Origin of the sequence: Erythrobacter sp. F6033 (assembly GCF_023016005.1) — a bacterium.
Taxonomy (GTDB): domain Bacteria; phylum Pseudomonadota; class Alphaproteobacteria; order Sphingomonadales; family Sphingomonadaceae; genus Erythrobacter.
The window spans coordinates 1,744,293-1,770,574 of sequence record NZ_JALKAZ010000001.1; the positions used below are offsets into that span (position 1 = coordinate 1,744,293).

General features: G+C 56.4%; 23 protein-coding genes. 16 read left to right on the forward strand and 7 right to left on the reverse strand.

Going from position 1 to position 26,282, the window contains the following annotated elements:
* Positions 1-87: 87 nt before the first annotated feature.
* Both MWU39_RS08280 and MWU39_RS08285 read right to left on the reverse strand, forming a co-directional pair.
* A complete protein-coding gene (locus MWU39_RS08280) occupies positions 88-879 on the reverse strand; it encodes a hypothetical protein (protein ID WP_247159526.1) in 792 nt (263 codons plus the stop codon).
* A 36-nt stretch (positions 880-915) separates the two neighbouring features.
* Positions 916-1,899: a tetratricopeptide repeat protein gene (locus tag MWU39_RS08285; RefSeq protein WP_247159527.1), complete on the reverse strand. Its 984-nt coding sequence runs from the start codon at positions 1,897-1,899 to the stop codon at positions 916-918.
* Positions 1,900-2,147: 248 nt separating this feature from the next.
* On the opposite strand from MWU39_RS08285, the gene MWU39_RS08290 reads away from it, so the two are divergent.
* The gene (locus MWU39_RS08290) at positions 2,148-2,594 is read left to right on the forward strand and encodes a PA2169 family four-helix-bundle protein (protein WP_247159528.1); all 447 of its coding nucleotides are present in this window, start codon (positions 2,148-2,150) and stop codon (positions 2,592-2,594) included.
* A 166-nt stretch (positions 2,595-2,760) separates the two neighbouring features.
* On the opposite strand, the gene aspS is transcribed toward MWU39_RS08290, so the two are convergent.
* Positions 2,761-4,551 (reverse strand): aspartate--tRNA ligase, encoded by a 1,791-nt coding sequence (gene aspS, locus MWU39_RS08295; protein ID WP_247159529.1) that lies wholly within the window; start codon positions 4,549-4,551, stop codon positions 2,761-2,763.
* A gap of 310 nt (positions 4,552-4,861) precedes the next feature.
* Between aspS and MWU39_RS08300 the strand changes: the two genes are divergently transcribed.
* From MWU39_RS08300 to MWU39_RS08335, 8 genes are all read left to right on the forward strand, one after another.
* The gene (locus tag MWU39_RS08300) at positions 4,862-5,860 is read left to right on the forward strand and encodes a hypothetical protein (RefSeq protein WP_247159530.1); all 999 of its coding nucleotides are present in this window, start codon (positions 4,862-4,864) and stop codon (positions 5,858-5,860) included.
* A 163-nt stretch (positions 5,861-6,023) separates the two neighbouring features.
* The gene (gene rnd / locus MWU39_RS08305) at positions 6,024-7,238 is read left to right on the forward strand and encodes a ribonuclease D (protein ID WP_247159531.1); all 1,215 of its coding nucleotides are present in this window, start codon (positions 6,024-6,026) and stop codon (positions 7,236-7,238) included.
* Between the two features lie 10 nt (positions 7,239-7,248).
* Positions 7,249-8,145: a hydrogen peroxide-inducible genes activator gene (locus MWU39_RS08310; RefSeq protein WP_247159532.1), complete on the forward strand. Its 897-nt coding sequence runs from the start codon at positions 7,249-7,251 to the stop codon at positions 8,143-8,145.
* A 338-nt stretch (positions 8,146-8,483) separates the two neighbouring features.
* On the forward strand, positions 8,484-10,187 hold the full coding sequence (locus tag MWU39_RS08315; RefSeq protein ID WP_247159533.1) for a hypothetical protein: 1,704 nt from the start codon (positions 8,484-8,486) through the stop codon (positions 10,185-10,187).
* 3 nt (positions 10,188-10,190) lie between these two features.
* Positions 10,191-12,227 (forward strand): hypothetical protein, encoded by a 2,037-nt coding sequence (locus MWU39_RS08320; RefSeq protein ID WP_247159534.1) that lies wholly within the window; start codon positions 10,191-10,193, stop codon positions 12,225-12,227.
* 62 nt (positions 12,228-12,289) lie between these two features.
* The gene (locus MWU39_RS08325; protein WP_247159535.1) at positions 12,290-13,540 is read left to right on the forward strand and encodes a LysM peptidoglycan-binding domain-containing protein; all 1,251 of its coding nucleotides are present in this window, start codon (positions 12,290-12,292) and stop codon (positions 13,538-13,540) included.
* Positions 13,541-13,549: 9 nt separating this feature from the next.
* A complete protein-coding gene (locus MWU39_RS08330) occupies positions 13,550-14,062 on the forward strand; it encodes a hypothetical protein (RefSeq protein ID WP_247159536.1) in 513 nt (170 codons plus the stop codon).
* 62 nt (positions 14,063-14,124) lie between these two features.
* On the forward strand, positions 14,125-15,111 hold the full coding sequence (locus tag MWU39_RS08335; RefSeq protein WP_247159537.1) for a hypothetical protein: 987 nt from the start codon (positions 14,125-14,127) through the stop codon (positions 15,109-15,111).
* Positions 15,112-15,169: 58 nt separating this feature from the next.
* On the opposite strand, the gene MWU39_RS08340 is transcribed toward MWU39_RS08335, so the two are convergent.
* Together MWU39_RS08340 and pgsA are read right to left on the reverse strand one after the other, a co-directional pair.
* Positions 15,170-15,634: a GNAT family N-acetyltransferase gene (locus MWU39_RS08340; protein WP_247159538.1), complete on the reverse strand. Its 465-nt coding sequence runs from the start codon at positions 15,632-15,634 to the stop codon at positions 15,170-15,172.
* Positions 15,635-15,830: 196 nt separating this feature from the next.
* The gene (pgsA, locus tag MWU39_RS08345) at positions 15,831-16,439 is read right to left on the reverse strand and encodes a CDP-diacylglycerol--glycerol-3-phosphate 3-phosphatidyltransferase (protein WP_247159539.1); all 609 of its coding nucleotides are present in this window, start codon (positions 16,437-16,439) and stop codon (positions 15,831-15,833) included.
* 124 nt (positions 16,440-16,563) lie between these two features.
* Here pgsA and MWU39_RS08350 point away from each other — a divergent pair, with 124 nt between their 5' ends.
* Positions 16,564-17,961: an MFS transporter gene (locus MWU39_RS08350; RefSeq protein ID WP_247159540.1), complete on the forward strand. Its 1,398-nt coding sequence runs from the start codon at positions 16,564-16,566 to the stop codon at positions 17,959-17,961.
* On the opposite strand, the gene MWU39_RS08355 is transcribed toward MWU39_RS08350, so the two are convergent.
* Positions 17,962-18,153, reverse strand: a complete 192-nt coding sequence (locus MWU39_RS08355; RefSeq protein WP_247159541.1) for a hypothetical protein — start codon at positions 18,151-18,153, stop codon at positions 17,962-17,964.
* Positions 18,154-18,369: 216 nt separating this feature from the next.
* Here MWU39_RS08355 and MWU39_RS08360 point away from each other — a divergent pair, with 216 nt between their 5' ends.
* Positions 18,370-20,043 (forward strand): thiamine pyrophosphate-binding protein, encoded by a 1,674-nt coding sequence (locus tag MWU39_RS08360; protein ID WP_247159542.1) that lies wholly within the window; start codon positions 18,370-18,372, stop codon positions 20,041-20,043.
* Positions 20,044-20,047: 4 nt separating this feature from the next.
* Here MWU39_RS08360 and MWU39_RS08365 read toward each other — a convergent pair whose 3' ends face one another.
* Positions 20,048-20,464 carry an EVE domain-containing protein gene (locus tag MWU39_RS08365; protein ID WP_247159543.1) on the reverse strand — a complete coding sequence of 139 codons (417 nt, stop codon included), beginning with the start codon at positions 20,462-20,464 and terminating at the stop codon, positions 20,048-20,050.
* Positions 20,465-20,662: 198 nt separating this feature from the next.
* Between MWU39_RS08365 and MWU39_RS08370 the strand changes: the two genes are divergently transcribed.
* The 5 genes from MWU39_RS08370 to MWU39_RS08390 all read left to right on the forward strand — a co-directional run bounded on the left by MWU39_RS08370 (position 20,663) and on the right by MWU39_RS08390 (position 25,983).
* Positions 20,663-22,330, forward strand: coding sequence for an EAL domain-containing protein (locus MWU39_RS08370; protein WP_247159544.1), 1,668 nt, complete (start codon positions 20,663-20,665; stop codon positions 22,328-22,330).
* Between the two features lie 62 nt (positions 22,331-22,392).
* Complete coding sequence (gene dapF, locus MWU39_RS08375; RefSeq protein WP_247160344.1) at positions 22,393-23,202, forward strand: diaminopimelate epimerase; 810 nt, start codon at positions 22,393-22,395, stop codon at positions 23,200-23,202.
* Entirely contained in the window at positions 23,199-24,389 is a 1,191-nt protein-coding gene (locus tag MWU39_RS08380) for a MiaB/RimO family radical SAM methylthiotransferase (RefSeq protein WP_348646382.1), read from the forward strand. Before dapF ends, MWU39_RS08380 begins: the two co-directional genes overlap by 4 nt.
* The gene (gene ftsY / locus MWU39_RS08385; protein WP_247159545.1) at positions 24,386-25,312 is read left to right on the forward strand and encodes a signal recognition particle-docking protein FtsY; all 927 of its coding nucleotides are present in this window, start codon (positions 24,386-24,388) and stop codon (positions 25,310-25,312) included. The genes MWU39_RS08380 and ftsY overlap by 4 nt, the downstream gene beginning before the upstream one ends.
* Complete coding sequence (locus MWU39_RS08390; protein WP_247159546.1) at positions 25,309-25,983, forward strand: inner membrane-spanning protein YciB; 675 nt, start codon at positions 25,309-25,311, stop codon at positions 25,981-25,983. The genes ftsY and MWU39_RS08390 overlap by 4 nt, the downstream gene beginning before the upstream one ends.
* The last annotated feature ends 299 nt before the right edge of the window (positions 25,984-26,282 follow it).

Consider the following 26,282-nt stretch of genomic DNA (forward strand, 5'->3'; position numbering starts at 1 on the left):
AAATTGGGTTTTGAATAACAAGGATGGCCCTAATGGCCCGTTCGATTGAGCGCAAGTGCCGATCACTTTTGCCCCCGTCTGCGCCCTTCAATCGAACAGCGAACGGGCCGGTAACAGCTCGATATCGCTGCGCATTATCAAGGCGCGCTCGATCATGTATTTATGCCATGAGCCGAAGATCACAAGGGCTTTGAGCCCCTTTCCCGCTACGGAATCGAGTGTTTCCCCAATCAAATCATTGTGCGCACGGTTGATCTGTGTCCATCCGCCGGAGCCAAGATCCGCGTCAAAATATGTCTGATACGGGGTTTGCGCGCGCTCGACGATGGCATCGTATTCCGGTGTATGGATAAAGTGCGGATCATCGCCGCGACCATCCAACTCACGAGAATATGCGGCTCGCGCGGCCAAATGCTCGGCCCATTGCGATGCGCGCACCGGGTCATTCTCAATTCTTTCCAGCGCAGCCGTGCGATTGGCGGCCAATTCACGGCTCCAGCCGGCATTGCCAGTGATTCTGAAACCCATGAGTTTCGACAGCGGAAATGCGACCTCGGTAAGTTCAGGGAACACGCGGGCACGCGGCGCTGTGATCTTGCCCGTCTCGGCAAAGCTGCAGCGGGCTTCTTCGATTTGATCCGGCGGCAATTCGCTGAGCACTATGTCGGGTTCTGCGCGCATGATCGCGCGGCGCAGGACATCCAAAGAATAGCGCTTGCTGTCTCGGTGACGTCCGTGGATCGCGCCGATTACCGTGACTTTGGTCAGTGCCGGGTCTGCATTTCCGTCAGCGGCAGAACACCCTGTGAGCGGAAACGCAGCTGCGCCCGCGCCAAAAGCAAGGCCGCCCAAAACCGCATCTCGCCGCGTGGTGTTCATACTCACCGGTTCGAGTTGATCGGATAAGTCGTTACACTATTCAGCTGGTGCCTCCGCCGCATCAGCGGGTTCGGCATAGCGCGCGGCGATTATCTCTGCCCGCATGGCAACCTGATTGCGCCCGCGCTCCCAACTATCGACCCGGTCAAATGCCTCAAGCGTCATCGGCTTATCTGGCGAAGCATTGAGCGCCCGCTGATACGTTTCGCGAGCCATGTCATAATCACCGAAACGCTCATAACACAGCGCAACGTTGAACAGGACAGATGCATGATCCGGCGCATGCAGTTCAATCGCTTTAAACGCTTCGCAGGCGGCATCCTCGTTGCTCTTGGTCAGTTTTACAGCCGCTTTGAACGCGTTGCGATCGGCCTTCTCCAATCCCTTGCGGCGTTCCAGAATGCGATAATCTTGCCGGTAGGTGCGCGGGGCAAGCGCCCTTCGAACACGGTTTGCGAAACTGCGCACCAATCCGTTTGTCATTTCGCTGCGTGATGGACGCGATCCGGAATCGTCGCAGTGATCTTCTGTGCGAGACAGCTCGTCACGCTCGTAATAGAGCACCTCCCCATCACGCCCGACCAATTCAATATCGGGGTAAAGCGACACTTCGAACCGATTGCAGTCGTAATAGGTCGTTTTGTACAGGATGCATTTCTTGTCCTCGTTCTTTTTCTCGCAAGACCGGACTTCTTTATCTTCAAGCTGCGTGATGGAGGATTGAGAATCGGCCGACCCTTGGATCACCGCATCAACGGGCGTGTTCCGGCCCGGCGCCACATCAAACCACCGGTTGTTATCGACACCAGCGCGTTCGAGGACTTTCTTCAATTCAAAGCCGAGCTTCCCCCCCTGATTGCCATCCAGCGGATCGACCGCAATCACTTCAAGCTCGATGCCCGCGTCGCTTGATGCCGGGAGATACCCTTCGACTGAGATCGTTTCAGCCTGGGCAAGGCCCGTGGTCATCATCGCCGCCAATGCAGCTGCACCTGACCCGATACGAAAACCCGATTTCATTACTTCATTCCCCCTTGAATAGGCTTTTCCCTATCGGAGACTGCGCCTTAGGGTAAGATGAATTGCGAGACGCTAAGCTGCTCGTTCGGCATCAATTTCATACGATCATGAGCGACCCAACAGCCCATCTCAGCTCATGAACGGCTCAGCGGTCGATCGGAACGATTTGCGCCGCCACCCATTAAGTTATTGAAAGCGCGACGCAATCAGCGCAGCGCAATGCACACAAAACTCTCTCAAGGAGAACCATGACTAACACTGTTGAAACATTGAAAGAACTTACACAGACAACTTTTGACTCGGTCGAAGGATATCGCAAGGCAGCCGAAAAATCGGAAAGCCCGGCCCTGACCAGAGCACTCGAACAACGCGTCGGAATGCGCCAGCAGACGCTTTCGAAATTGAACACCGCGCTGACAAACCATGGCGAAGAAGCCATTTCAGAAGTCAGTATGACGGGTTCAGCACACCAGACTTTCCTAACGATCACCGAAGCATTTTCGGATGGCGACGAGGCAGCGGTCGAGCGCGTGGATGAAGGCGAAGAATACATCGCCCAGAAGTTCCGGGACGCATTGAATGACGACGACATCCAATCGATGGATATGTCGGTCCGCACGCTGCTCCAGGATGCTTATGCGGAGATCAGCAAGGGCGAGAAATTCGCCGATATGCTGGAAGATCAATATGCATGACGTGACAGAGTGACGCTGGGGGAAGCGTCAGGGCGTGAGCGCCCGTTACACATGTGACCGTAGCGCAGTGCGCTCCGCCCCCTCCCCGGTAACATCACACAAAGAAAAGGCCGCTTCGCGTAAAGTGCGAGGCGGCCTTTTTCGTGTTCGCTATGTAGAGGAGCGTTTACTGCTCGCCCTCTTTCTTAGGCGGCTCTATCGTGCGTAGGAACAGCTCGCGCAATTGCGCAGGCTCGGCCTTGCTCGGCGCGCTCATCATCAGGTCTTCGCCCTTCTGGTTCATCGGGAAAGCGATCACTTCGCGGATCGCTTCCTCGCCAGCGAGCAGCATCACGATCCGGTCAATACCCGGAGCCGATCCGCCATGCGGCGGCGCGCCCAACTTGAACGCTTCGATCATGCCGCCAAATTCGCGGTCCACATCTTCCTTGCTGTATCCAGCGAGTTCAAACGCTTTGTACATGATATCCGGACGGTGGTTCCGGATCGCGCCCGATGACAGTTCATAGCCGTTGCAGACGATATCGTACTGCCACGCTTTGATCTCCAGCGGGTCCATGTTTTCGAGCGCTTCCATCTCGCCCTGCGGCATGGAGAACGGGTTGTGGCTGAAATCGACCTTCTTGTTGTCTTCGTCCCACTCATACATCGGGAAATCGACGATCCAGCAAAACTTGAAGCAATCCTGCTCGATCAGATCGAGTTGCTCGGCGATCTGGGTGCGCGCAGCACCGGCGAGTTTCGCCGCGTCCTTTTCCTTGCCAGCGGCGAAGAACAATCCGTCATCCGCGCCAAGGCCAAGCTCGTCATACAGCTGAGCCATCAGGTCAGGGCCGTGGTTCTTCGCGATAGGCCCGCCAAACTCGCCGCCCTTGCGGGTCACATAGCCGAGACCCGCAAAACCTTCGCTGCGTGCCCAATTGTTCATATCATCGAAGAACTTGCGGCTCTTCTCATTCGTCTTCGGCGCAGGGATCACGCGGACCACGCCGCCGCCTCCCACGATCTTCTCGAACAGGCCAAAACCCGATTTTTCGAAATGGCTGGTCACATCGCTGATGATCAGCGGATTGCGCAGATCGGGCTTATCCGTGCCGTATTTCATCATCGCTTCGGCGTATGGAATACGCGGGAAGCTGCCCGATGGGGTTACGCTGTAGCCGCCCGAGAATTCCTCAAATGTGCCAGCAAGCACGGGTTCAAGCGCTTGGAACACATCTTCCTGCGTGACAAAGCTCATTTCGAAGTCGAGTTGATAAAACTCAAGCGAGCGATCAGCGCGCAAATCTTCGTCGCGGAAACACGGCGCGATCTGGAAGTAACGATCAAAGCCGGAAACCATCAGCATCTGTTTGAACATCTGCGGCGCCTGCGGCAGCGCGTAGAAATTACCCGGATGCATGCGGCTCGGCACGAGGAAGTCGCGCGCGCCCTCCGGGCTTGATGCAGTGAGGATCGGGGTCTGGAATTCTGTAAAGCCCTGCGCCGTCATACGGTTGCGCAGCGAAGTGATGACATGGCTGCGCAGCACAATGTTGCGGTGCATGGTTTCGCGCCGCAAATCGAGGAAGCGATATTTGAGGCGGATTTCCTCGGGATATTCCTGCTCGCCAGCAACCGGCATAGGCAATTCTTCCGCCGCGCTCTGGATTGTGATCGAGCGAACGAACACTTCGATTGCGCCGGTGGGCAGGTCTTTGTTCACGGTTTCGGGCGTGCGGGCCTTCACATCGCCATCAATGGTAACAACGGATTCGGCGCGAAGGCGTTCAAACACCGAAAGCGCGGGCGAATCTTCGTCTGCGACGAGTTGGGTGATTCCATAATGATCGCGCAGGTCGACGAACAAAACGCCGCCATGATCGCGTTTACGGTGGACCCAACCCGACAAACGGACCGATTCTCCGACATTTTCAGCGGAAAGCTGTGCGCAAGTGTGTGTGCGATAAGCGTGCATGGTAATCTTTCACAAATTTGTTGTGTGTTAAGGCCAACCGAAACCAACTGACCGCCACTTGCCCCGGCATGCAGGGCACAATGGTGCGCCAATCGCCGCATCGACCGCAAAATGCAAGCCACAGCTACGCCTGTGAATGAAGGAAGCGCCGATGAATGAAGCCAATCGCAGACTTTTTATAAGGCTGCACGAACGTGTAATCCATTTCAGGTGGCTTGAGGGAAAGCTGATCCAGGGCCAGGCTGATGCGGTTTGGGGTGAGCTTCAAGATATGCTGCGCCACCATCAGCAAATCGATTCACTTGCTCCAATGCGATCAACGATCGAAGCGGCGCGCGCGCTGGACCGTGATGCACTGGACATCAAAAATTGGGATACCCTTTGCCAAGCCGTAGAGAGATACGAAGCCGAAGTCGGCTCGCTGCACGGCATCAAAGTAATCCGACATGCGCCACTATATTTTGAACCCTCCCCCGATGAACCCTTTGAGCCCTTCATAAATATCAGTCTTAGCGGTGGAGAGGACTTCAACTTGCAATCCCTTTGCTATCGTTACGGGGCGAACATGATTGGCGGTCCTCCAAGAGCTCTACCGCAAGGGCCAACGCGCCGCCTTCACGATAAGGTTTCCACCGATGGCCTCGCCGAGCTGTCACGGGCAACTTGGGAATTCAAGATTGGCGAAGGTCCGATCAAAGCGCGGGAAGCAATGGCTTCTGGTGAATTGTTAGCCACGCTTTCCATGCTCATTTCCACCGGGACGCATATCGCATTTCGCAACGCGCTGCGCCGCAATGGATTGCCGTGCCCGGCTCATTTCATTCTCGCCAATGACGGAGAAAGCCCTGAATTTGGTTCTCCCATCGTAACAAAGGAAGAATACGGGCCAGTAACCGGCGGCCGCTACTTTGCGCTAGGGCGAGAGCCGCAATACGCTGCGCCAAAAATCTGGTCTGAGGAAGAAACCTCCCGCATGGCCAACCCACGCCAATTGATGATGGCGAACTTGCTCAACCATGCGGGGGCACTGGAATATGACGAACTCAGCAACAAGCGCGATGCAGCTTTCATTGCGCGCGGTGTTCGGTTGCGCTTTGTCCAAGATCATGTCGAAGAAACCTACGATGAGCGCGAAGCAAAGCGCAAAGGCGCCAATCCGTTTGGGATAGACCTAGGGATAAAGCCCAAGCAGGCCGAAGCTGCTGCAAATTTCGTTTTGCGAGACGTGCTTCGAACCAGTCCAAACAGAATGAAAGACCCCGCATTGCGCGAAGCGGTAAAGCTGTTTGGCGACATCTTTCGCAAATAACGGCGCCTTAAACCCTTCCATCTGTGGGAAGACGAGGGTTGCCCCCTAAACTCTTTTGCTAAACAGGCGTATCGGGTTAAGCGCGGCAGCGCTGCATTGACGCAGCGTCCTGATGGGCATTGAGCCCGAGAGCGGTACTCCGCTCCAACGAACAAGAAGAACAATGAAAATACACGATCTGATTACCACCACCGAAGCTCTCACCGAATTGTGCGAGCGCCTCTCCAAATCCGAATTTGTTGCCGTGGACACAGAGTTCATGCGCGAGAACACCTATTGGCCGGAACTCTGCCTCGTGCAGATCGCCAACACGGAAGAAGCCGCCGCGATTGATCCGCTGGCCGATGGCATCGACCTGACCCCGCTGCTCGATCTGATGTGCGAGAATGACGAGGTTTTGAAGGTGTTTCACGCCGGCGGTCAGGATGTCGAGATTATCGTCAATCTGACGGGCAAGACCCCCTACCCGATCTTTGACACGCAAATCTCAATGATGGCGATCAGCCAGTCTGAACAGATCGGCTATGCCAACCTCGTTGAAACATGGCTGGGCATTACGGTCGATAAAGGCGCGCGCTTCACCGATTGGAGCCGCCGTCCGCTCACCGACCGCCAGATTGAATATGCGATTGGCGATGTGACGCATTTGTCAGTCATCTTCCCGAAGATCCTGCAAAAGCTGATCAAGACAGAGCGCGGCAACTGGCTCAATGCGGAGATGGAAAAATTGGCTGATGCGAGCAATTACATCGTCGATGCGGACAATTCGTGGAAACGCATCCGCTCGCCGGGGCGCAATCCGACCGTTCTGGGCCGGTTGAAAGCTTTGGCGGCATGGCGCGAAGGCGAAGCGCAACATAAGAATATTCCGCGCGGCCGGATCATGCGCGACGAAACGCTCGCCGACATCGCGAGCCACCCGCCAAAGAAACAGGCCGATCTGGCCAAAGTGCGCGGTCTTTCCGCCGCATGGAAAGACAATGACATCGGCAAACGCATGATGAAGATCATCGCCGATGCAGAACCGCTTTCCAAAGAAGAAATGCCGCAGAAAATGAAACGCGGCGCGCCACTGGGCAAAGAAGGCGCTCTGGTCGCTGACTTGCTCAAACTGCTGCTCAAAATCCGCGCGCGCGAAATCGATGTGGCGCCGCGCTTGCTAACCCGTGCAGACGAGATGGAAGCACTCGCCGCCGGAGTTCGCGAGCTGAAAGTGCTCGAAGGCTGGCGTTATGAAGTGTTTGGCAAAGACGCGCTGGAGCTCGTCGAAGGCAGGCTCGCCTTCGCAGTTCAAGGCGGCAAGCTGAAGATGACCCATATCGACGACATGCAAGCGAGCATGGAAGAGTCGCAAGCCGACGCCGAAGCGGCGGAGTAAAGCGGGCATTATGTCCACTTACCTCCCCACCATCAAACAGCTGCAATATCTCGTTGCGCTGCATGAGCATGGCCATTTTGGCCGCGCTGCAGATGCCAGCTTTGTTTCGCAATCCACGTTATCAGCGGGCATTCGCGAACTGGAATCCCTGCTTGGTGTGACACTTGTGGAGCGCAGCCGGCGCGTGGTTCGTTTTACCGCTCTGGGCGAGCAGGTCGTGACCAAAGCGAACAAGCTGCTGCGTGAGGCGGAGGAGCTTTCCGATCTGGTTCAGGCTGCGGGCAAGCCTTTATCGGGTCAGCTTCGTATGAGCGTGATCCCAACCATCGCTCCATTTATGATCCCGCGTCTGTTGCCTCGCCTGCGCAATGAGCGCCCCGACCTGCAATTGATGCTGCGCGAAGAGACCAGTCAGGACGCGATGGATTCGCTCCAGCATGGCCGCGTTGATTGCGTCCTGCTCGCGCTGCCTTTTGATACGGCAGAGGCGGAATACGAACATATCGCGGATGACAGGCTGTTTGTCGCATTCCCGAAAGACGATCCGCGCGATCCGCCTGCGAGTATTCCGCCAGAAATGATCGACCAGGGGCGGCTGTTGCTGCTTGAGGATGGGCATTGCCTGCGCGATCACGCTCTCGCCGCCTGCAACCGCAGCGAATTGCGCGCCAGCGCCGCGATGATCGGCACCAGTCTTCATACATTGGTGCAAATGGTCGATCACGATCTTGGCCTGACCATGCTGCCTGAAATGGCGATCGATGCGGGCATTCTGACTGGCACCGAAGTTGTCGCCCGCCCGGTTGAAAGCGACACGGCCAAGCGAGAGATTGTGCTTGTGTGGCGGAAGAACTCCCCGCGCGAGGCAGATTTCAAGCTTCTCGCAGAAGAACTGCGCGCCGGTTAATCTTAGCTCCCCCGAGTACTGAGAACGCGGCTTTAAAGCCGGCACAGGCGCAAATCCTCACCTTCAATACCCGACAAAAAATTTGCGTCCGAACACTCACGCATAGTGCAAAAGAGCTACGCGACATTTTTATACAATACCCAACTGGTGGAATTACGTAAACCGATTCGCACAGAGGGGAAAGTTCAAAATAGTTTGAGCTATTCACATGCATTTTGCATGCGATAATTCACGCATTTAACAATTCAAAAATCAAATCTGCGGGTATTATTTGTATAAACTCGCCAATAAAACAAAAAATGCAGGTCGCAGCCCTTATTTACTAATAGGAGTCTGCAATGCCCGAGAATGAATTCAAAGCCGTAACCATGAGTCAACTTGTGGACACACTATACGGCTCAATCGCAAACTTCGTGACGCCATCGGGAAAACGCGCCGAAAGCGAGTTCGCGACCTATGTCACGCCCACCATTCCGCTCGCCGATGATGATCTGTTTTTCCTGACGGGCGAAATACCTGACGGCAGCGCAGAAGGCGGCGACAATGCCCGCGCCGATGCCTTCAAGAAACGCCGTGAAAGCGCGTTCTATTTCTCCAATCTCGTCAATTTCGTACCTTCGGTTGAACCAAACACCGTGTTCGTGACCGATGTCGACGAAAACGAAGAGACGCTCGCTGGAACGCGCAAGCTCAAGAGCTTTGAGGAATTCCGGACAAAGGGCCAGTCGCTCGACAAAATCTTCTTCGAAGTCATCAATTCGGCCCGTGTTCTCGACCGCCCACGGTCTGCTGCGGAACAAGAGAAGATTGATCAACTGCGCGCTCTTCTGGAAGTGCCGGTCGAAGACGAAGTTACCGATGACGATCTGGCAGCGGCTGATCTCACCGATGATCCGCTCGCGGGCCTCGATGATCTGGGCGACCTCGATGACTTGGATCTCGATGGCCTGGACGGTCTTGATGATATCGATCTGGGTGATCTTGGTGGCAGCACCTTTTTGGAAGGCGGCGACCCGCCAGAGCCGACCAAATTGATGCAGAACTACAATTACTTCCGCAATCTCTATGAGAACGCAGAAGCAGCGATGATCGAGAAGCTGATCGATATCGAGCGCGATCCTGCCAATGCGCGGTACCGCGCAAAACTGACTGCCATTGAAAAGAAGAAACTGCACCGTTTGATGCAGCTTTGGAACACCGTCGGCAAACGCGGCAAGGTCAACAAGATCATCAACATCATCAATGCTCTGGAGCAAGGGGGCATGGTCGAATACCGCGCCCGCCTTCAGGAAGTGATGGAGAACACAAAGTTTGATGTCGACCTGATCGCCGATGCAACAACCGCGAGCCATTTCACGTCAATCACTCCAGCCAATCTGTTCAAACAGGAAAGTTGGCAGAAGTTCTCGCTGAACAACAAATCGACCTACGATGAATTTTCGAGCGAGACGAAATCGTTCCACGGCAAGGTCGGGTTCGTTCTGCCAATCGGCATGACCGGCGCTGGAAAAATGTCAAAATCGAGCACCGATTCCGAAGAGGAAACATTTTCTGATGAAGTGTCGATCTCGTTCGAAATCGCTCAGGGTATCCTTGTCCGCCCGTGGTTCGATCCGGCGTTCTTGATGTGCCGAAAGTACACGATGACTGATCCGGCAACCGGAGACTCGCTTGCCGCGCTTGAGGATGATGATTTCGTATTGTCTGATGGCGGCAAGCCGCCAAAGGGCATTCTGCCTGCCTACACAACTTCGGTCATCTTCATCCGTAACCTGAAGATCAAGTCCGAACAGATTCTGGACTATGTCGAGAAATCGAAAAGCGACAGCAGCTTTTCTGGTCGGACGACTCTGCCGTTCTTACCAGCTGCAATCGGCGGCGGCAGGGATACATCCAAGGAAGACGAGCTGGTCACGACCGACCGTTCAACCGGCGAAATAACCATCGGCGGCACGCACATCGTCGCATTCCGGGGCACCTATCTGAACAAGGCGCCCAATCCCGATCTGGAAGAGCACTCTGACCCGTCGCACTGGGTCTGATCGATGGACGCTCTTGCTCTAGTAAGAGGCGTCGAGGCACTGATCGCGCAGGAGGTAAGCAAGTCTTACCGCCTGCCGATCGCCGAAGTCGCCCAACCCGATGCCGAAGGACGCGCCTTCACCCTTGCCGGCTCGCTCGAACTCAATGAATTTATCGTTGATTCCGGCATGCTGCTTGTCCTGAGCGAATGGGTTGAGGCCGCGCGCGAAGGGCGGCCGGTAATCGATCCTGAAACGTCGTCGTCCACTCCCGATTTCTGGGAGAATTTCGACCGCGTCCAGGATGATTTCATGATGATGGTGCTGAACCGTCTTCTGGAGCTGAAGATCCGGAGCGAACGTGTCTCGCCCAACAAGACCGTTGCCTCGGTCTATTCGAGGATCATTGAGGGAGCCGACTTTGATCGCGGCGGAAGCGATGAGGTTCCCGGGGAAGTTCAGAAAGCGAAATCGCTGCTCTACGATGACGACGGATCAGAATTTCCGCCACAAACCCCCGGATACACCAAGTTTATCGAGTTAAGCGACGCATTGTTCGATGCCCAAATGGAACTCTTCGAACTGCCGCAGGACGCTCCGCCGCCGCTTAGAAACGCGCTTGAAGAGAAAGTCCTGCGCGCGGAAACGGCGCTTAATGTTCAGGGGAACAAGGCCGAATTTGACCGTGCGCAGCGCCTCATCAAAGAATTTGAGGACGATGGCACTGGAGAGGACGAACGCAGTCAACTGCGTGAAACCCTTTCCCAATCGGAAATTGACAGTATCGCCGAACCGGGGCGGGTTTATCATCGGACCACTTTGGAAGGGATCGAAGCGCTCAGCTCTCCTGATCCGGAAAGCGGCTGGCAATATTTCGAACTGACCGCGCAAGAGGTTCTGGATACGATCGATTGGAGCTTGCTCGATCGGCTCGGCGTCAACCGACAGTCTGTGGTCAATCAGCTGCCCTATGTGCACCGTGTGCGCGCGACTTTTCGTGAGTTCCAGATCAGGCGCAACTGGCTCGATTTCGATCTCTTTAAGGCCGATTATTGGGACCATGATGAACTGGTTTCTGATGGCGCCGGAGGCGGTATCCTTCCAGTGATTCCAGAGAGTATTGTTCTGGTCCCCAGTTACCAGGTGACCCGCCTCAAATGCTCCTGCAAATTGGCGAGTTCAGGCGACACAACAATCGTTGCCAATATTGCTGTGCCCGAAAAACAGCAGCCCAAGATCAAGGAATCGTCAAAAAATCTGATCCGGCTCGCAAAGGCCCGGATTGGCGGGAAAAAGCAGCTCGCCTTTGCGAAGGGCTTTGGCGCGAATGCCGCGATCAAGAGCATGATCTCACCCAAGAAGATCAGCAAGACACGCTTGATGCAGCGCGGCGGGATGCTGCGTGCGTTAAGGCAAACCGATCTATCCAAGATCGCAGCCATGCAGCAAGCCGGGCCTCAGGTTCAGGCACGGCGCGGAGGCGGGCACAGGAGCGCAGTGGCGCTAGGCCGCGGGCGAGGCGGAGCGGCTGCCAATCCCAAAGGGCTTGCGGCGATGATCGGCAAGCGTGGCGGTATCGGCGCGATGGCGTTTGGTTTCAAGAATAAGGACCGCATTGCCAAACTGATTAAGCAACAACAGGCAGAAGCAGAGCGCGCCAAGCGGAACCGCAAAAAGCATCTCCAAGGCACTTTTATCGTGGAATCCATCGATTCTGACGCGATCAATCACCTGCAAATCGGAATGACCCCGCTGCGCAATGGCTCCCCCTCCGGTTCAACGGTCATGGTGGCCAATTTTGGGCAAGGCGAAACCGAAAAGCCTTTTTCGCAAGAAGTCATGCCGGGAAACTACCGCTTCAACGCATTCTTCAAGGGCGAGGAAGTGTTCAAGCATACAGTCAGCGTGTCCGCCAATGCCGAACCGCCAGCCTTGGATCTGATCTTCGCGATTGAGGAAGATTTGATAGCGGGCCGATCATTCGATCCGGCCGATGACGGATCAGGCTTCTTCTCAGTCTTTGGATATGGGGTCCGAGCCGTACCCCAATGCCCGAAATGATCGAAGAAATTGGGAGCTAACCCATTAAAATTGAATATTTTCACACTTTAAGGGAGGGACATATGTCAAACGAAACCTACACCGTGAAATCCGGTGATACATTGCAGAAAATCGCTGACCAGTTCGATGTCGATATGCAGGATTTGGCGCTGCGCAATAACATCCGCGATCCAAACCTGATCCATGTCGGGCAAGTCATCACGGTTCGCGAGGCAAGCAATGTCTATCTCGTGAAGTCAGGCGACAGCTTGTCCAAAATTGCGAACGCGCATGGCACAACAGTCGATGCAATCATGGCGGCGAATCCGCGCATTCGCAATCCAAACCTTATCTCGGTCGGGCAATCGATTGTGATCCCGACCGGATCAAGTTCGAGCTCAAGCAGCACCGGTGGCAGCACCACTTCGAGTGGCGGGACCAGTGGGCACCTGAGCCTTACCGAAAAAGACATTCGCGACATCAAAAAGACGTTGCAAACCGAATGGGTGCAATTCGCCGGCGATGATCAGGCGAAAGGGATCGTCGATACGATCCTGAACCGGCTTGCTTCCGATCACTGGGGATCAACCATCGCCAGCGTCGTGAATGCCCGCAACCAGTTTTCCGACATTAACGGCCCGGTTTCGCGGCGCGATGGTCGCAGCTCGGTCGATCAGATCGCAATGAGTCTTGTGAGCAGCCGCGTGAACGATTTCGTCGATGACTATCTTCAGGCGCGCTCAACCGGGACAGGATCATTCGTGGACTCGCATCTCAACTACGCGAACCCGCATTTCTCCGATGCACGTAATCTGGCGTGGATCATGGCTCTGGACGGACCTGTGCTGGGACGCGGCAACGCGATCCACCGCCATGGCACCGTGCCGGAATTGCAGCGCTTTCGCCCTGACCCGTTCCAAGTCGTTCTGCCGGGCGGCACCGCGCCATCGGCATCGCAATCCGTGACCAGTACATCGGTCGATGGCCGGGCCATCGCGGCTCAGCATAATGTCGATGTGAAAAGCCGCGCTGTGAAGATCAGCACTCTGCACCCATCCATGGAGGCAGTCATTGTTGCAGTATCTCAGGCCGCAAACGAGCTGGGACTGCCCCGCCCTGTTATCACATCGGGCAATGATAGCCGCCACAGCCGCAATTCGCTGCACTACTCAAATCGCGCACTGGATTTCCGCGGGCGCAACATCACTCGCGATCAAGGCTTTGCGCTGGACAGCCGTGTCGAACAGAAGCTGGGCGATGATTACGATGTGATTTTTGAAACGTTCTCGAACTCGAGCAACAATCACCTTCATGTCGAGTACGATCCACGGTAAGGAACGGACATGAAAGCACATTACAAAACAGGGATTGCGATCCCAGCCGCTCTTCTTGTCCTAACTGCGGCATGTTCCAATCAGCCCGAGGCCTCTGCGCCTCGGGCTGATGAGGATACGGCGGCAGCAACTTCTGATCCGCCATTGGCCCAGTCGAGCATCATTGACCCAGCGGATGATGCCGGACCTTCGGAAGCGATCGCGACCGAGACCGCGATCTCCAGCAAGAAAGATATGAAGCAAGGCGATAAGCCGGCCTGCATGATCGAATTCGCTTACGAGGGATACAACCCGGAAACGCTCATCTGGGAAGGCGAAACCTGCGATAATGTGAAAGCGAGCCTGCTCGATCCAAAGGGCCTAAAGTCGCTCGGCAAATGGGATCGGTTGGACGAATTCGCTCAGGGGCATGTGGAGAAACTGCCTGACGACAAAGTGCTGTATGTCGAAGGCGAATTCACTGCGTCGATCTATCCAGTGGGAACGACACGCGAGAGTTACGAGGTAACCGTCGCGGATTAGAGTGCTGCTCCGCATCACAAGCCTTTTTAGTTTAGCCCATATCGGGCATAGCGGCACTCGCAATGACTGAAGAGCCGTTTACGCCCCCGAACACTGCCGGAGCCGGCTTTCTACTGGGCATGCTGGCGACGATGCTGGGCGCGTTTGCTTACCTCGTTTACGGCCCCGGTATCGACAATGGCTATGCCGGGTTCGGCGTGTTGGTTGCCATACCATTTGCTTTGGGAGCGTTGGTTGGCGGGCTAGGCTGGGCGCAATACAACACGGTTGGCTGCATCCTCGCGCCGATCGCTCTTTTCGCGGTGCTTTTCCCGTTCGTCTATTTCGGTCTTGCCGAGGGACTTGTGTGCATCATGATGGTGCTGCCCTTCTGGCTCGTCGGCGGAATAGGTGGGGCGCTTGCGGGCCTGATAATCAGGATCCGGCGAGAAGAAGCCGAACGTGAAGCAAGTTCGGGCATGCGCCTGAAAATCTCCGCCGCCCTCACACTGCCATTCGCGCTGATCTATGCCGAGGAAATGAGCCCAGCGCAGTGGCAGGAGCGGTCCGTGACGCGCACCGTCACAATCGCTGCGAGCGCGGAGGACGTGTGGCCCATGCTGATCGCGATCCCCGATATTGCGGAGAGCGAAGGCAAGGCCACTTTCACCCATGATGTGGTCGGCATCCCCCGCCCCAGCGATGCTGCTCTGGTCCAGCGCGAAACCGGCTTGGTTCGCGAAGCCGAATGGGGCCCGAATATCCGTTTTGAAGAGCACGTTGACGAGATCGTCGAAGGCGAGCGGATCGCATGGTCCTTCGTATTCCCAGACGGTTCCGTTCAAGCGCATACAGATAGGCATATCGACCCCGACGGCCCCGTCGTGAAGATCGCGCGCGGAGGCTATACGCTCATCGAAAATGGTCCGGACGAGGTCACGCTGGAGCTGACCACTCACTACCAGATGCGCACCCGGCTCGGCTGGTATTTCGGCCTATGGGGCGAAGTGCTGCTCGGTGATGTTCACGACAATGTGCTCGAGGTAATCAAGGCGCGGGCTGAGGGGTAGAGGCACGAGCACTTCTACGTGCAGATGACGGGCCAGCATTATACTGGCCCGTCCCCATTCAAGTCAGTACTTTGCGAAAAGTGACCTTGTCGTCACCTGACGTCCAATAGTCCCGAATGCACGCTTCCCGATCATATCCGAGCATATCGTAGAAAGATCGCGTTCGTTCGAACTCATCTTTACCTGATGTGTCGACAAGTAGGATACGATTACCAGCTGCGGCGAGTTCCGCTTCGACAAATCGCATCAGTTGCGTTCCGAGACCCTGACCATGCCTCTTCGGGTCAACGGCAATCATCAGGAGATTCCAAACGCCTTCTGCCATTTGCTCGGGCAGATAATATGCAATGCCATCAACCGCCCCGTCATCGAATACGACCCATCTTTGATCAGGGTCATTTTCGAAGAACGGGGCAGTCATATCTTCGAGCATTTCCGGCGGAAACATCTCGTTCTCACCAACGAGATAACGCGCGCGCTCAAGGTCCCGGCTTTCAAGCGGCCGAATATTGTGATTTTTCATTGTTAGACTTTCGAGTAATTTTGAATGCAAAAAACCATGCACCAAAGCTCACTTTGGTGACGGTTGGATTTCAAATGCCAATCACAAAAGGATCAGCGAATTGTCGCAATCGTTTTCAAAAAAACTCCATGCCCACAGTGGGCTTAGAAGCAAATACTCAAGTCGTAGAGCGCATGCAAGCTAGAGCGCCAACAACTCAATCCATATGCTTCAAACCGACCCGGAGGTAATCCCAACCAGTGATCACGGTCAGCACGGCTGCTGCCCATAGGCTGCCTAGGCCGATTACGTGGACCCAGCTCTCCGCGAAGGTCAGGCAACCTGCGTCGGGTGACTGGCATGGCTGTCCATGCACTGCGCCGCCAGCGATCAGCGCGCCCAGAGCGATCAGTTGAAACGTCGTCTTCCACTTCGCCAGCGCCGAGACCGGCACTGACACCTGCAATCCGCCCAAAAATTCGCGCAGACCCGATACCGCGATCTCCCGGATCAGGATCACAAGACCCGCGATCACATGCATATCGCCGACATATGGCCCGCGCAGATATCCTTGCGCGGTCAGGATCAGCAGCACGGTCGCCACCATAATCTTGTCCGCAATCGGATCGAGGAAGATGCCGAGCTTCGACACCGTCCCCTGCGCACGCGCCAGATAGCCGTCAAAGAAGTCTGTGATCGCAATCAGCGCATAGAGCGCAAACCCGATCGCATATCCCAGCCGCCATTCCGGCCACCACAGGAAGAACGCCAGCAATGGCAGGGCGAATATACGCGAAAGCGTAAGGATGTTGGGTAACGTCAACATATGGATGGATGCTCTAGCGTCACTTTTATCCGCGCAAAAGTCACCTTGCTGGTTTGTGAACGCTCTTGTGCATACCAGCGCAGCCGCTATCTGGGAATCAGAGGAGCGATTTCGAACACCATTTATGACAACTTCGACGCGTCTCCTGACCCGTAAGCGGTTTATGCCGCTGATGGTCACGCAATTTTTCAATGCGTTCAATGACAACCTGTACAAGACCGCTTTGGTCCTGTTCGTCGTCTATTCCGTTTATAATGATGAGAAACAGGAAGCCTTCTTCAGCGGCGTAGCCTCGCTGTTGTTTATCCTGCCATTCGTATTGTTCTCTGCGCTCGCTGGTCAGTTGGCCGATACGCGGGACAAGGCCGCGATCATTCGTATCGTCAAACTGTGCGAGATCGGCTGGGCGAGCCTAGGTGCGGCGGGCCTGTTTATGGCATGGCAGGGCATCGCCGTGCACACCGTAGCGATACCATTACTGCTTGCTGTCGTGTTCCTTGCCGCAGTGCAATCGGCGTTTCTCGGCCCGATCAAATACGCGATCCTTCCTCAGCACCTAAGGAAGGATGAGGTCCTGCCCGGCACTGGCCTGGTCGAAGCCGGGACATATATTGCGATCCTGATGGGGACGATCCTCGCCGGATTTATCGATATCGAATATGCGATAGTCCTCGTCGTGTTGACCTCTATCGTCGGATATATCGTTTGCCGCTGGGTTCCGGATGCGCCGCCACAGGGCAATCACGAACTGCATTTCCCACTGTTGGAGCCCTATAACGAAAAGACCCGCAATCCGATTTTGCGCTGGCTGGGCATTGTACCGGTTGCTCTGGCCGATCAGGTTGTGATGAGCTGGCGTCTGGTCAAGAAGACCCGCGATATTCGAGAGATTTGGTACGCGATTATCGCGATCAGCTTTTTCTGGACCATCGGTGCGGTGTTGTTCATCCAGTTTCCGCCGCTCGCGAAAAATCAGCTGCTCGCCACTCCCGAGGTTGCCAGCCTGTTTCTGGTGATTTTCTCAGTCGGCATTGCGGTCGGTTCGATGGTGATCAACACGCTGCTTAAAGGCGAGGTATCCGCTCGCTACGCACCGATCTGCGTTGTGTTTATGGGTATATTCCTTGTCGGCTTTTACTTCGTATGCCGCGCATGGATCCCCAATGAAGCGGGCGAATTGCTGCCAATTCAGGAATGGATTCTTGAGCCGCTGGCGATACCGCTTTCTCTGATCCTGCTGGGCATCTCGACCGCCGGCGGAATGTTCGTCGTGCCGCTCTATGCGTTCCTGACCACACGCTGCGCGCCCGATGCCGCCAGCCGCACGATTGCGGCGAACAATATCGTCAATTCACTCGCAATGGTGACTGGTTCTGTTGTTGCACTCGGCATGACCGCGCTGGGAATACCCGTAGCCGAGCAACTGCTGTTCGCAGCATTGATGACGGTAATCTCTGCCTGGTTGGGCAAGAAATTGCACAAGGCTGAGATAGAGGCCGCTCCCGCAAGAGCCGCCGTGTAATCAGAAGATAAAGACGAGCACCGCCGCTGTTACCGCCACATATGTGGTAGCAAAACCGCGCACGTCCTCGGCCGTCAAACGCCAGAGCGCTTCTGCCGGGATATCATGCAAGTCGGCCTTTACGCTCGGCGGCAAAGTTGCGCGGAACGGGTGACGGCTTGTTTCATCGGTAAGGACAAGGCTGCGACGCATATTCTCTCTCGAGTTGTGTTGTTTTCTGATGCCCGCCTACGCCATTTTAACGTTTTCTTAACCCCTTCCCCCGCGCTCGCTTATCCCCTGTCACACAGCGGGACAGAACTGGCGCTTCGCTAACCATATTGGCATCGCCCACATCACTGTAATTGCCTCTGGTGCCCTGCCCCGCTAAGCGCCGGTGACAGGTCCGGATAATGGGAGAAACGGGACATGAAGAGCGCAGCTGAACTGCTGGTGGAATGCCTTGCCGAACAAGGCACCGACCGCGTCTTCACCGTTCCGGGCGAGAGCTTTCTTGCAGTGCTTGATGCGCTCCATGACACCGCAACAATCGAAACCGTCACTTGCCGTCAGGAAGGCGGCGCGGCGTTTATGGCCTGCGCGGATGGCGCAATGGGTGCGGCAGGTTCTGGCCGCCCTGGTGTAGCGTTCGTAACGCGCGGCCCTGGCGCGACAAATGCCAGCATCGGCGTGCATGTTGCGCATCAGGACAGCCAGCCGATGATCCTGTTTGTGGGCGATGTCGCGCGCGGGATGCGGGACCGCGAAGGCTTTCAGGAAGTCGATTTCAGCGCCTATTTCGGACCGATCTGCAAATGGGCAACGCGCATCGACGATCCAGCGCGCATCCCCGAATACATCGCACGAGCATATTCGGTCGCGATCAGCGGACGCCCCGGCCCCGTTGTCATCGCTTTACCCGAAGACATGCTGTGCGATGCAGTTGATCCGGCGAAAAAACCGCGTCCGCTTACTCACCGCCCTGCTCAGGCCGCGTGCCCTGATGCGATGCAGGCATTGTTCGGCCTGATCGCGGATGCCGCAAGCCCAGTTGCAATTATCGGCGGCGCAGGCTGGAATGCGAAGGCGCGGGATCATTTTCAGCAATTCGCCGAGAACATCGGCCTTCCCGTGGCAACCGCATTTCGTAGGCAGGACGCGATTGCGCCGTCCTCCTCCGTCTATGCCGGCAATATGGGATACGGCCCCAACCCGAAGCTGGTCCAGCGGGTGAAAGACGCCGATCTGATAATCGCAGTCGGTGCGCGGTTGGGTGAAGCGACAACCGACGGATACGAGGTGCCGACACTGGAGCATCCCGATCAATTGCTCGTCCACATTCATCCCGATGCCAATGAGTTGGGGCGCGTTTACAAAACCGATCTCGAAATGTGCTGCAGCGTCGATGAATTTGCGGAGGCAGCCGCATTGTGGGAGGACAGCAGTGTCATCCCGTTCGATGCAGGCGCAGAAGCAAACCGCGAATGGAGCGAGTGGGCGACGCCTAAGCCGTCAGACAACGCGCCCGCGCTCGATATGGCCGCCTGTGTCGCTCACATGCGCGAAGTGCTCCCCGAAGACAGCATCATCTGCAACGGCGCCGGCAACTTCGCCGGCTGGTGGCACCGATATTGGCGCTATGCCGGCTATCCCAGCCAGCTTGCGCCGACCGCGGGCGCGATGGGCTACGGCGTGCCAGCCGCAGTCGCAGCCGCCCTTCGCCATCCCGAGCGTCAGGTTGTTGCAGTGGCCGGAGACGGGGACTTTCTGATGAATGGGCAAGAGCTCGCCACGGCGGTTCAGCACGGCGCGAACATGCTGGTGCTGGTGATCGATAACGGCGCCTACGGCACGATCCGCATGCATCAGGAGCGCGAATATCCTGCCCGCGTATCCGGCACGAAGCTCGCCAATCCTGACTTTGCCATACTTGGTGCAGCATTCGGCGGTTGGAGCGCCACGGCAACGACCACGCAGGAATTCACCGACGCCTTAGCCGATGCGCAAACCCGCACCGGTCTGCGCCTCATTCATATGAAGATTGACATCGAACAACTCGCCGCGAGCGGCGCAACGATCAGCGGACTTCGCGCAAAGGCTTAAGTGGTCAGCCTTCTGCCATTGCGCAGATCAGCGTCCACTCGTCCGGCTTTATCGAGGCGACGGATAGGCGCGACAGGCGCACAAGTTCGCAATCGGCCAGTTTCGGTTCGGCCTTGATCTGTTTGAGAGATACGAAATTATCGAACTTGCGCGTCGGCTTCACCTTAACCGCCGCCCATTTGCCGGTTTCGTCCGTCGGATCGAGAATGTCTGCGACACTGACCGTGCAGATGCCGACAATCTCCAAGCCCTCACGCGAGTGGTAGAAAAAACATTCATCGCCGACTTTCATGGCTTTCAAATTGTTCTTGGCCAGATGGTTGCGTACGCCATCCCATGTGCCTTCTTTCTCGGCGACCAGATCATCCCAGCTGTATTTGAAAGGCTCGGACTTGATCAGCCAGTAGTTCTTTTCAGCCATGAAATTCTCTCCTGATCACAGGTAATATTGCAGCGCTGCGTAGTTTTTCGGTCAATACGAGGCCACCCTAATGCACCATATACAATCGAATTAACCCGATTTTTAGAGGCTGCCCGCATACCTGCGCAACTATTGCTTCAAGCCTTGGAGCATCAGTCCATCGGGGAGGGCGCGCAATCTGTGCGTAAGGCAGAGACGGTGACCGACAATAAAAACACGGATCGCTTCGGCAGAGCCGAAAAAGATCTAATCGCACTGGGCATCGCAACAGCTGCGATCATCATGTTCGTCGGCACCGGCGGCAGTGTTCTGCCGAGCGTCATCGATGCAGTCTTTGCCAATGGCCGCGGTCCGGACAAGCTGCTGGTCAACGCTATGTTGCTTAACATCGCGCTGATCATTTTCGGATGGCGCCGCTATTCCCAACTCACAATTGAAATCACCGAGCGGAAACGTGCCGAGGCCCATGCCCGCGAACTTGCCGAAATCGATCCGCTGACGGGCCGTCTCAACCGTCGCAGTATGGCCATCGCAACAGACAACTTGCGCGAACAGGCAATGGAAAAAGGCCAAGCTGTCGCTTACGCCATGATTGATCTGGATAATTTCAAACAGATCAATGATATGCACGGGCACTCTATCGGCGATCAGGTATTGGTGAGCCTTTCCGAACGGATCGTGTCTCATCTTCCCGATGATGCCCTATGCGCCCGCCTTGGCGGAGACGAATTCGCGTTCGTCATGGCTTATGATCCGAACATGCGCAGCCGCATAGACGAGCTTGTCATTCGCTTGTTTGATCATGTGATCCTGCCATTCAGGCTGGAATCGCTCGTGATCGACGCGACGATGTCGATCGGTATCGCAACGGACCATGACGAAGCCGTCCAGAACAAGAGCGTAAACAACGCCGCAGAATTGATGCACCGCGCTGACATCGCGATGTACCACGCCAAAAAGCAAGGCAAGAACCGGTATTTCTGGTTTGAACCAAGCATGGAAAACGAATTGCGTTTCCGCAACGAATTGGAAGCCGGCATCCGGCGCGGCGTTGCCGAAGGCGAGTTTGTCCCGTTCTATGAGCAACAGGTCGACATCGCCACTGGCGAATTGGCCGGATTTGAAATGCTCGCGCGTTGGCAATCCCCGCAACTCGGCCTCGTCAGCCCCGAAGTCTTCATTCCGATTGCAGAAGAAATCGGCCTGATTGCCGAAGTCTCCGAACAATTGATCAAGCGCGCTTTTGCCGACGCGCGGCATTGGGACGAGAATCTGACCCTATCAGTCAATATCTCACCGGTTCAGCTGCGTGATCCATGGTTTGCGCAGAAACTTCTCAAGATGCTGGTCGAACATAAGTTCCCGGCGAACCGCCTCGAAATCGAAGTCACCGAAAGCTGTCTGCATGACAATATCGGCATGGTGCGCTCTATGATCACCAGCCTCCGAAATCAGGGCATAGCGATCAGTCTCGACGATTTCGGCACCGGCTATTCCAGTCTTGAGCAACTGCGGACCTTGCCATTTGACCGGCTCAAGATTGATCGGTCATTCGTCAACGAGCTTCGCAATTCAGACGGCAACAGCACGATTGTAGACGCAATTGTCTCTCTTGGACGAGGGTTGAATATGCCGATCACCGCCGAAGGCATCGAGAGTGAAGACGTCCTCGAGATGCTAAAGAAAATGGGTGATCTCAAAGGCCAAGGGTACTTGTACGGCAAGCCAGAATGCGCTGAGGAAGTGCTAGAGCGTCTGCGCCGCCTCAACAAACTGGCGCGCTCGATTGAGCCCAATGCCGATGGAGCCGCGACAGAGGCGGATATCCGCGCGGAGCATCCTCTCCTTCAAAGCGCCAGCAAATAGCCGCTTTCAAGAGCCGCTCACACTAGACGGAGCGCCTGCGGGTGCATAAATGCGCAATCACTATGCGCGTTCCCTTCATCAAAATGCATGGCCTCGGCAATGATTTCGTGGTGCTCGATGCACGCAAAACCGCCCTGCCCGCTATCTCGGGAGCATTCGCGTCGCGGATTGCCGACCGGCGCGAAGGGATAGGCTGCGACCAGATGATCGTTCTGGAGCCCAGCCAGGCAGCCGATTTCAAGATGCGCATTTTCAATTCCGATGGCGGCGAAGTCGAAGCCTGCGGCAATGCAAGCCGCGCGGTCGCATTGCTGCACGGAACAGCTGCAAGCGTGGAAACCGCTGGCGGTACAATTGCGCTTGAGCCTGCAGCTGGCGGCGCAAGCGTCGATATGGGCATTCCGAAATTTGAATGGGACGCAATCCCGCTCGCATACCCGATGGACACGATGAGTATGCCAGTGGGTTGGGACGGTTTAGCCGCGCCGATGGCCGTGAATGTCGGCAATCCGCATGTCATCTTCTTCGTCGATGATGCCGATGCCGTGGACCTTGCAGCAATCGGTCCTGTCATCGAAACCGACGAGCTTTTCCCCGAACGGATCAATGTGAATGTCGCAAGCCGTGCTGGCGAGGATCACCTCACATTGCATGTGTGGGAACGCGGCGCCGGCCTTACGCGGGCCTGCGGCACGGGGGCCTGCGCAACGGCGGTTGCGGCCATCCGCAAGGGCATCGCGCAAAGTCCCGTCACAGTCACCCTGCCCGGCGGCGATCTCACGATTGCGTGGGAGCAAGGCGGCTCCATCCGCATGACCGGCCCCGCGACCGAAGCCTATCGCGGATCATTCGAATGGGATGACTATTCGTGAGCGCGCCGGTTGATGTGAAGCCTGAAATTATCTCGCTCGGCTGCCGCCTGAATATCGCCGAAAGCGAGCGGATGCGCGCGATGCTGGCCGATAGCGGCGATGTCATTGTCGTAAACTCCTGCGCCGTCACATCCGAAGCCGTGCGCCAAACCCGCCAAGCCATCCGCAAGGCTCGCCGCGCGCGCCCCGATGCTCGGCTGATCGTCACAGGCTGCGCCGCCGATATTGAACGCGACCAGATCGCCGATATGCCCGAAGTCGACGGGTTGGTCGCAAATGAGCGCAAGCTTGATCCGCGAGCATGGAACGTCCCTGTCGCGGAAACACCCATCGCGCCGACAAAGACCCGCGCCTTCATCGCGGTGCAAAACGGCTGCGATCACGACTGCACATTCTGCGTCATCCCTCAGGGACGCGGCAAAAGCCGTTCGCTGTCGGTTGCAGAGGCACTGCGCCAGGTGGAACAGCACCTTGCCCAAGGCGCAAAGGAAGCCATCCTGACCGGCGTTGACCTCACCAGTTGGGGGCATGATCTGCCGGGCGAGCCCAAACTCGGCACATTGGCGACCGCGATCTTGGGGGAATTTCCCGAGCTCACCCGCCTGCGCCTGTCCTCACTCGACGGGATCGAAATTGACGAGGAGCTGTTTGAACTCTTCGCGGGCGAGCAGCGCGTCATGCCGCATCTGCACCTTTCCCTTCAGCACGGTGCGGATTTGATCCTGAAACGGATGAAGCGACGCCATTTGCGCGGTGACGCGGTCGATCTGGTGCTCGGCCTGAAAGCGCGCCGCCCTGAAATCACCGTGGGTGCTGACCTGATGGCGGGCTTCCCGACCGAAACCGACGCGCATCATGCGGAGAATCTCTCGATCATCCACGAGCTTGGCATTGCGCATGGACACATCTTTCCGTTCTCGCCCCGCCCCGGCACGCCAGCTGCGCGGATGCCGCAAATGGACCGCTCAATCATAAAAGCACGCGCCGCTGAATTGCGCACCGCCGTCGCCGAAGTGCGCAGCGCGTGGCTCGACAGTCTTGTGGGCGAAACGCTGCCCGTCCTCGCCGAGCGCGACGGAACGGGCTATGCGCCGAACTATGCCCGCGTGCGCCTTTCCAAAGGCACCGAAGCCGGGCAAATCGTCAATGTGACCGTGCGCGGTATCGAGGAAGGCCTGCTGGTATGAGCGAGACAAGTTGGAGCGACAGGCTGCTTGGCGGCTTTCGCAAAACCTCCGACCGGCTCAGCGAAAACCTCACTGGTCTTGCTGGCGGCGGCAAGCTGGATGATGCGACACTGGACGATATCGAAGACGCGTTGATCATTTCAGACCTTGGCCCTGCGGCCGCGGGCCGTATCCGCGCAAAACTCTCCGAAAAACAGTTCGGCACGACGATTACTCAGGAACAGCTGAAAGAGGCCGTGGCCGAGGAAATTGCAGAGATTCTGCGACCCGTTGCCAAACCTCTCGAAGTCACAGCCTTCCCCCGCCCACAAGTGATCTTAGTGATCGGCGTAAACGGATCGGGCAAGACCACGACCATCGCAAAGCTCGCACATCTCTTCACCGAAGATGATTACGGCGTGCTGCTTGCGGCGGGCGACACATTCCGTGCCGCCGCCATCGGTCAGCTCGCGACATGGGCAGAGCGCGCGGGCGTAGACATCGTGCGCGGTCCTGAAGGCGGCGACCCCGCCTCCATCGTGTTCGACGCGGTAAAGCAAGCAACCGACACTGGCATCGATGCGCTGGTGGTCGACACAGCCGGACGGCTTCAGAATAAACGCGAGCTGATGGACGAGCTGGAGAAAATCCGCCGGGTCCTTGGTCGGCTCAACCCGGAGGCTCCGCACGATGTTGTCCTCGTACTAGATGCCACAAACGGACAAAACGCGCTTTCACAGATCGACGTGTTTAAAGAAGTCGCGGGAGTGACGGGCCTGATCATGACCAAGCTGGACGGCACAGCGCGCGGCGGCGTGCTCGTCGCAGCAGCGGAGCAATATGGCCTGCCGATCCACGCCATTGGAGTGGGTGAGAAAATGGAAGATTTGCGCCCGTTCGATCCCGATCTGGTCGCGCGCGTTATCGCAGGGGTCGCACAATGACTGAAGAAAACACCGCAGTAGACGCTATCGAAGCGGCCAGCGCAAAACCGAAAGCGGGCTGGCTCAACATGCTGGTCGATTACGGGCCGCTGATCATATTCCTCACAGTGTTTAAGCTCTATCCTGTGCCGGCGGATTCCCAGTTCGGCGATATCGCACCGGTCATTTACGGCACTATCGCTTTTATGGTCGCAGCGGTTATCGCGCTTGGTTTCAGCAAGTTCAAACTCGGCCATGTTTCACCGATGTTGATGCTTTCGACCGCGCTTATCGTGGGGTTCGGAGCGCTCACAGTATTCTTCGGCGATCCGCGCTTTGTGCAATTGAAGCCGACAATCATTTACGGCTTTTTCGGTGTCATGCTGCTCGGCGGCTTTGTCATGGGCAAAGCTTTGCTCAAGATCCTGCTTGAGGCTGCGTTTGAAGGTGTGGACGAGCAAGGTTGGCTGAAAATATCGCGCAATTTCGGCATCTTCTTCCTCGCACTCGCAGGCCTCAATGAAGCGCTGGTCGCCTACATGTCATTCGAGGGATGGCTCTGGGCGAAAATATGGGTGTTCATGCCGCTCAGCCTGATCTTCACGATGCTCAACCTGCCGATGCTGCTCAAACACGGGCTCGATATCGGGCAGGAAGGTGATGCCGCAGAAAACGCGCCGCCCAGACCTTAGGCGTGATGTTTTCAGGGCCGATCCGTATCAACACAGTCTAGTCCGTCAGACTGAAATCTCTTTCCGAGTTCCCTAAATAGGCCGGACAGCGCATTGATGCCCGCATCAGGGAAGAGACCTATTTGAAGGCATGACCGTGCGATACATTGGTGCGTGGCAACCAGAAATAACTGTAATCGCTGAGAAACGAGAGCCGGGCTGATTGGACGGGCACTGTAAGTGTAGCTAGTCTGAAAAGAAAAGGCCTGCGAACGATGCTCCGTACCATTCCGTTTATCATGTCTCACCCGCTGAACAGA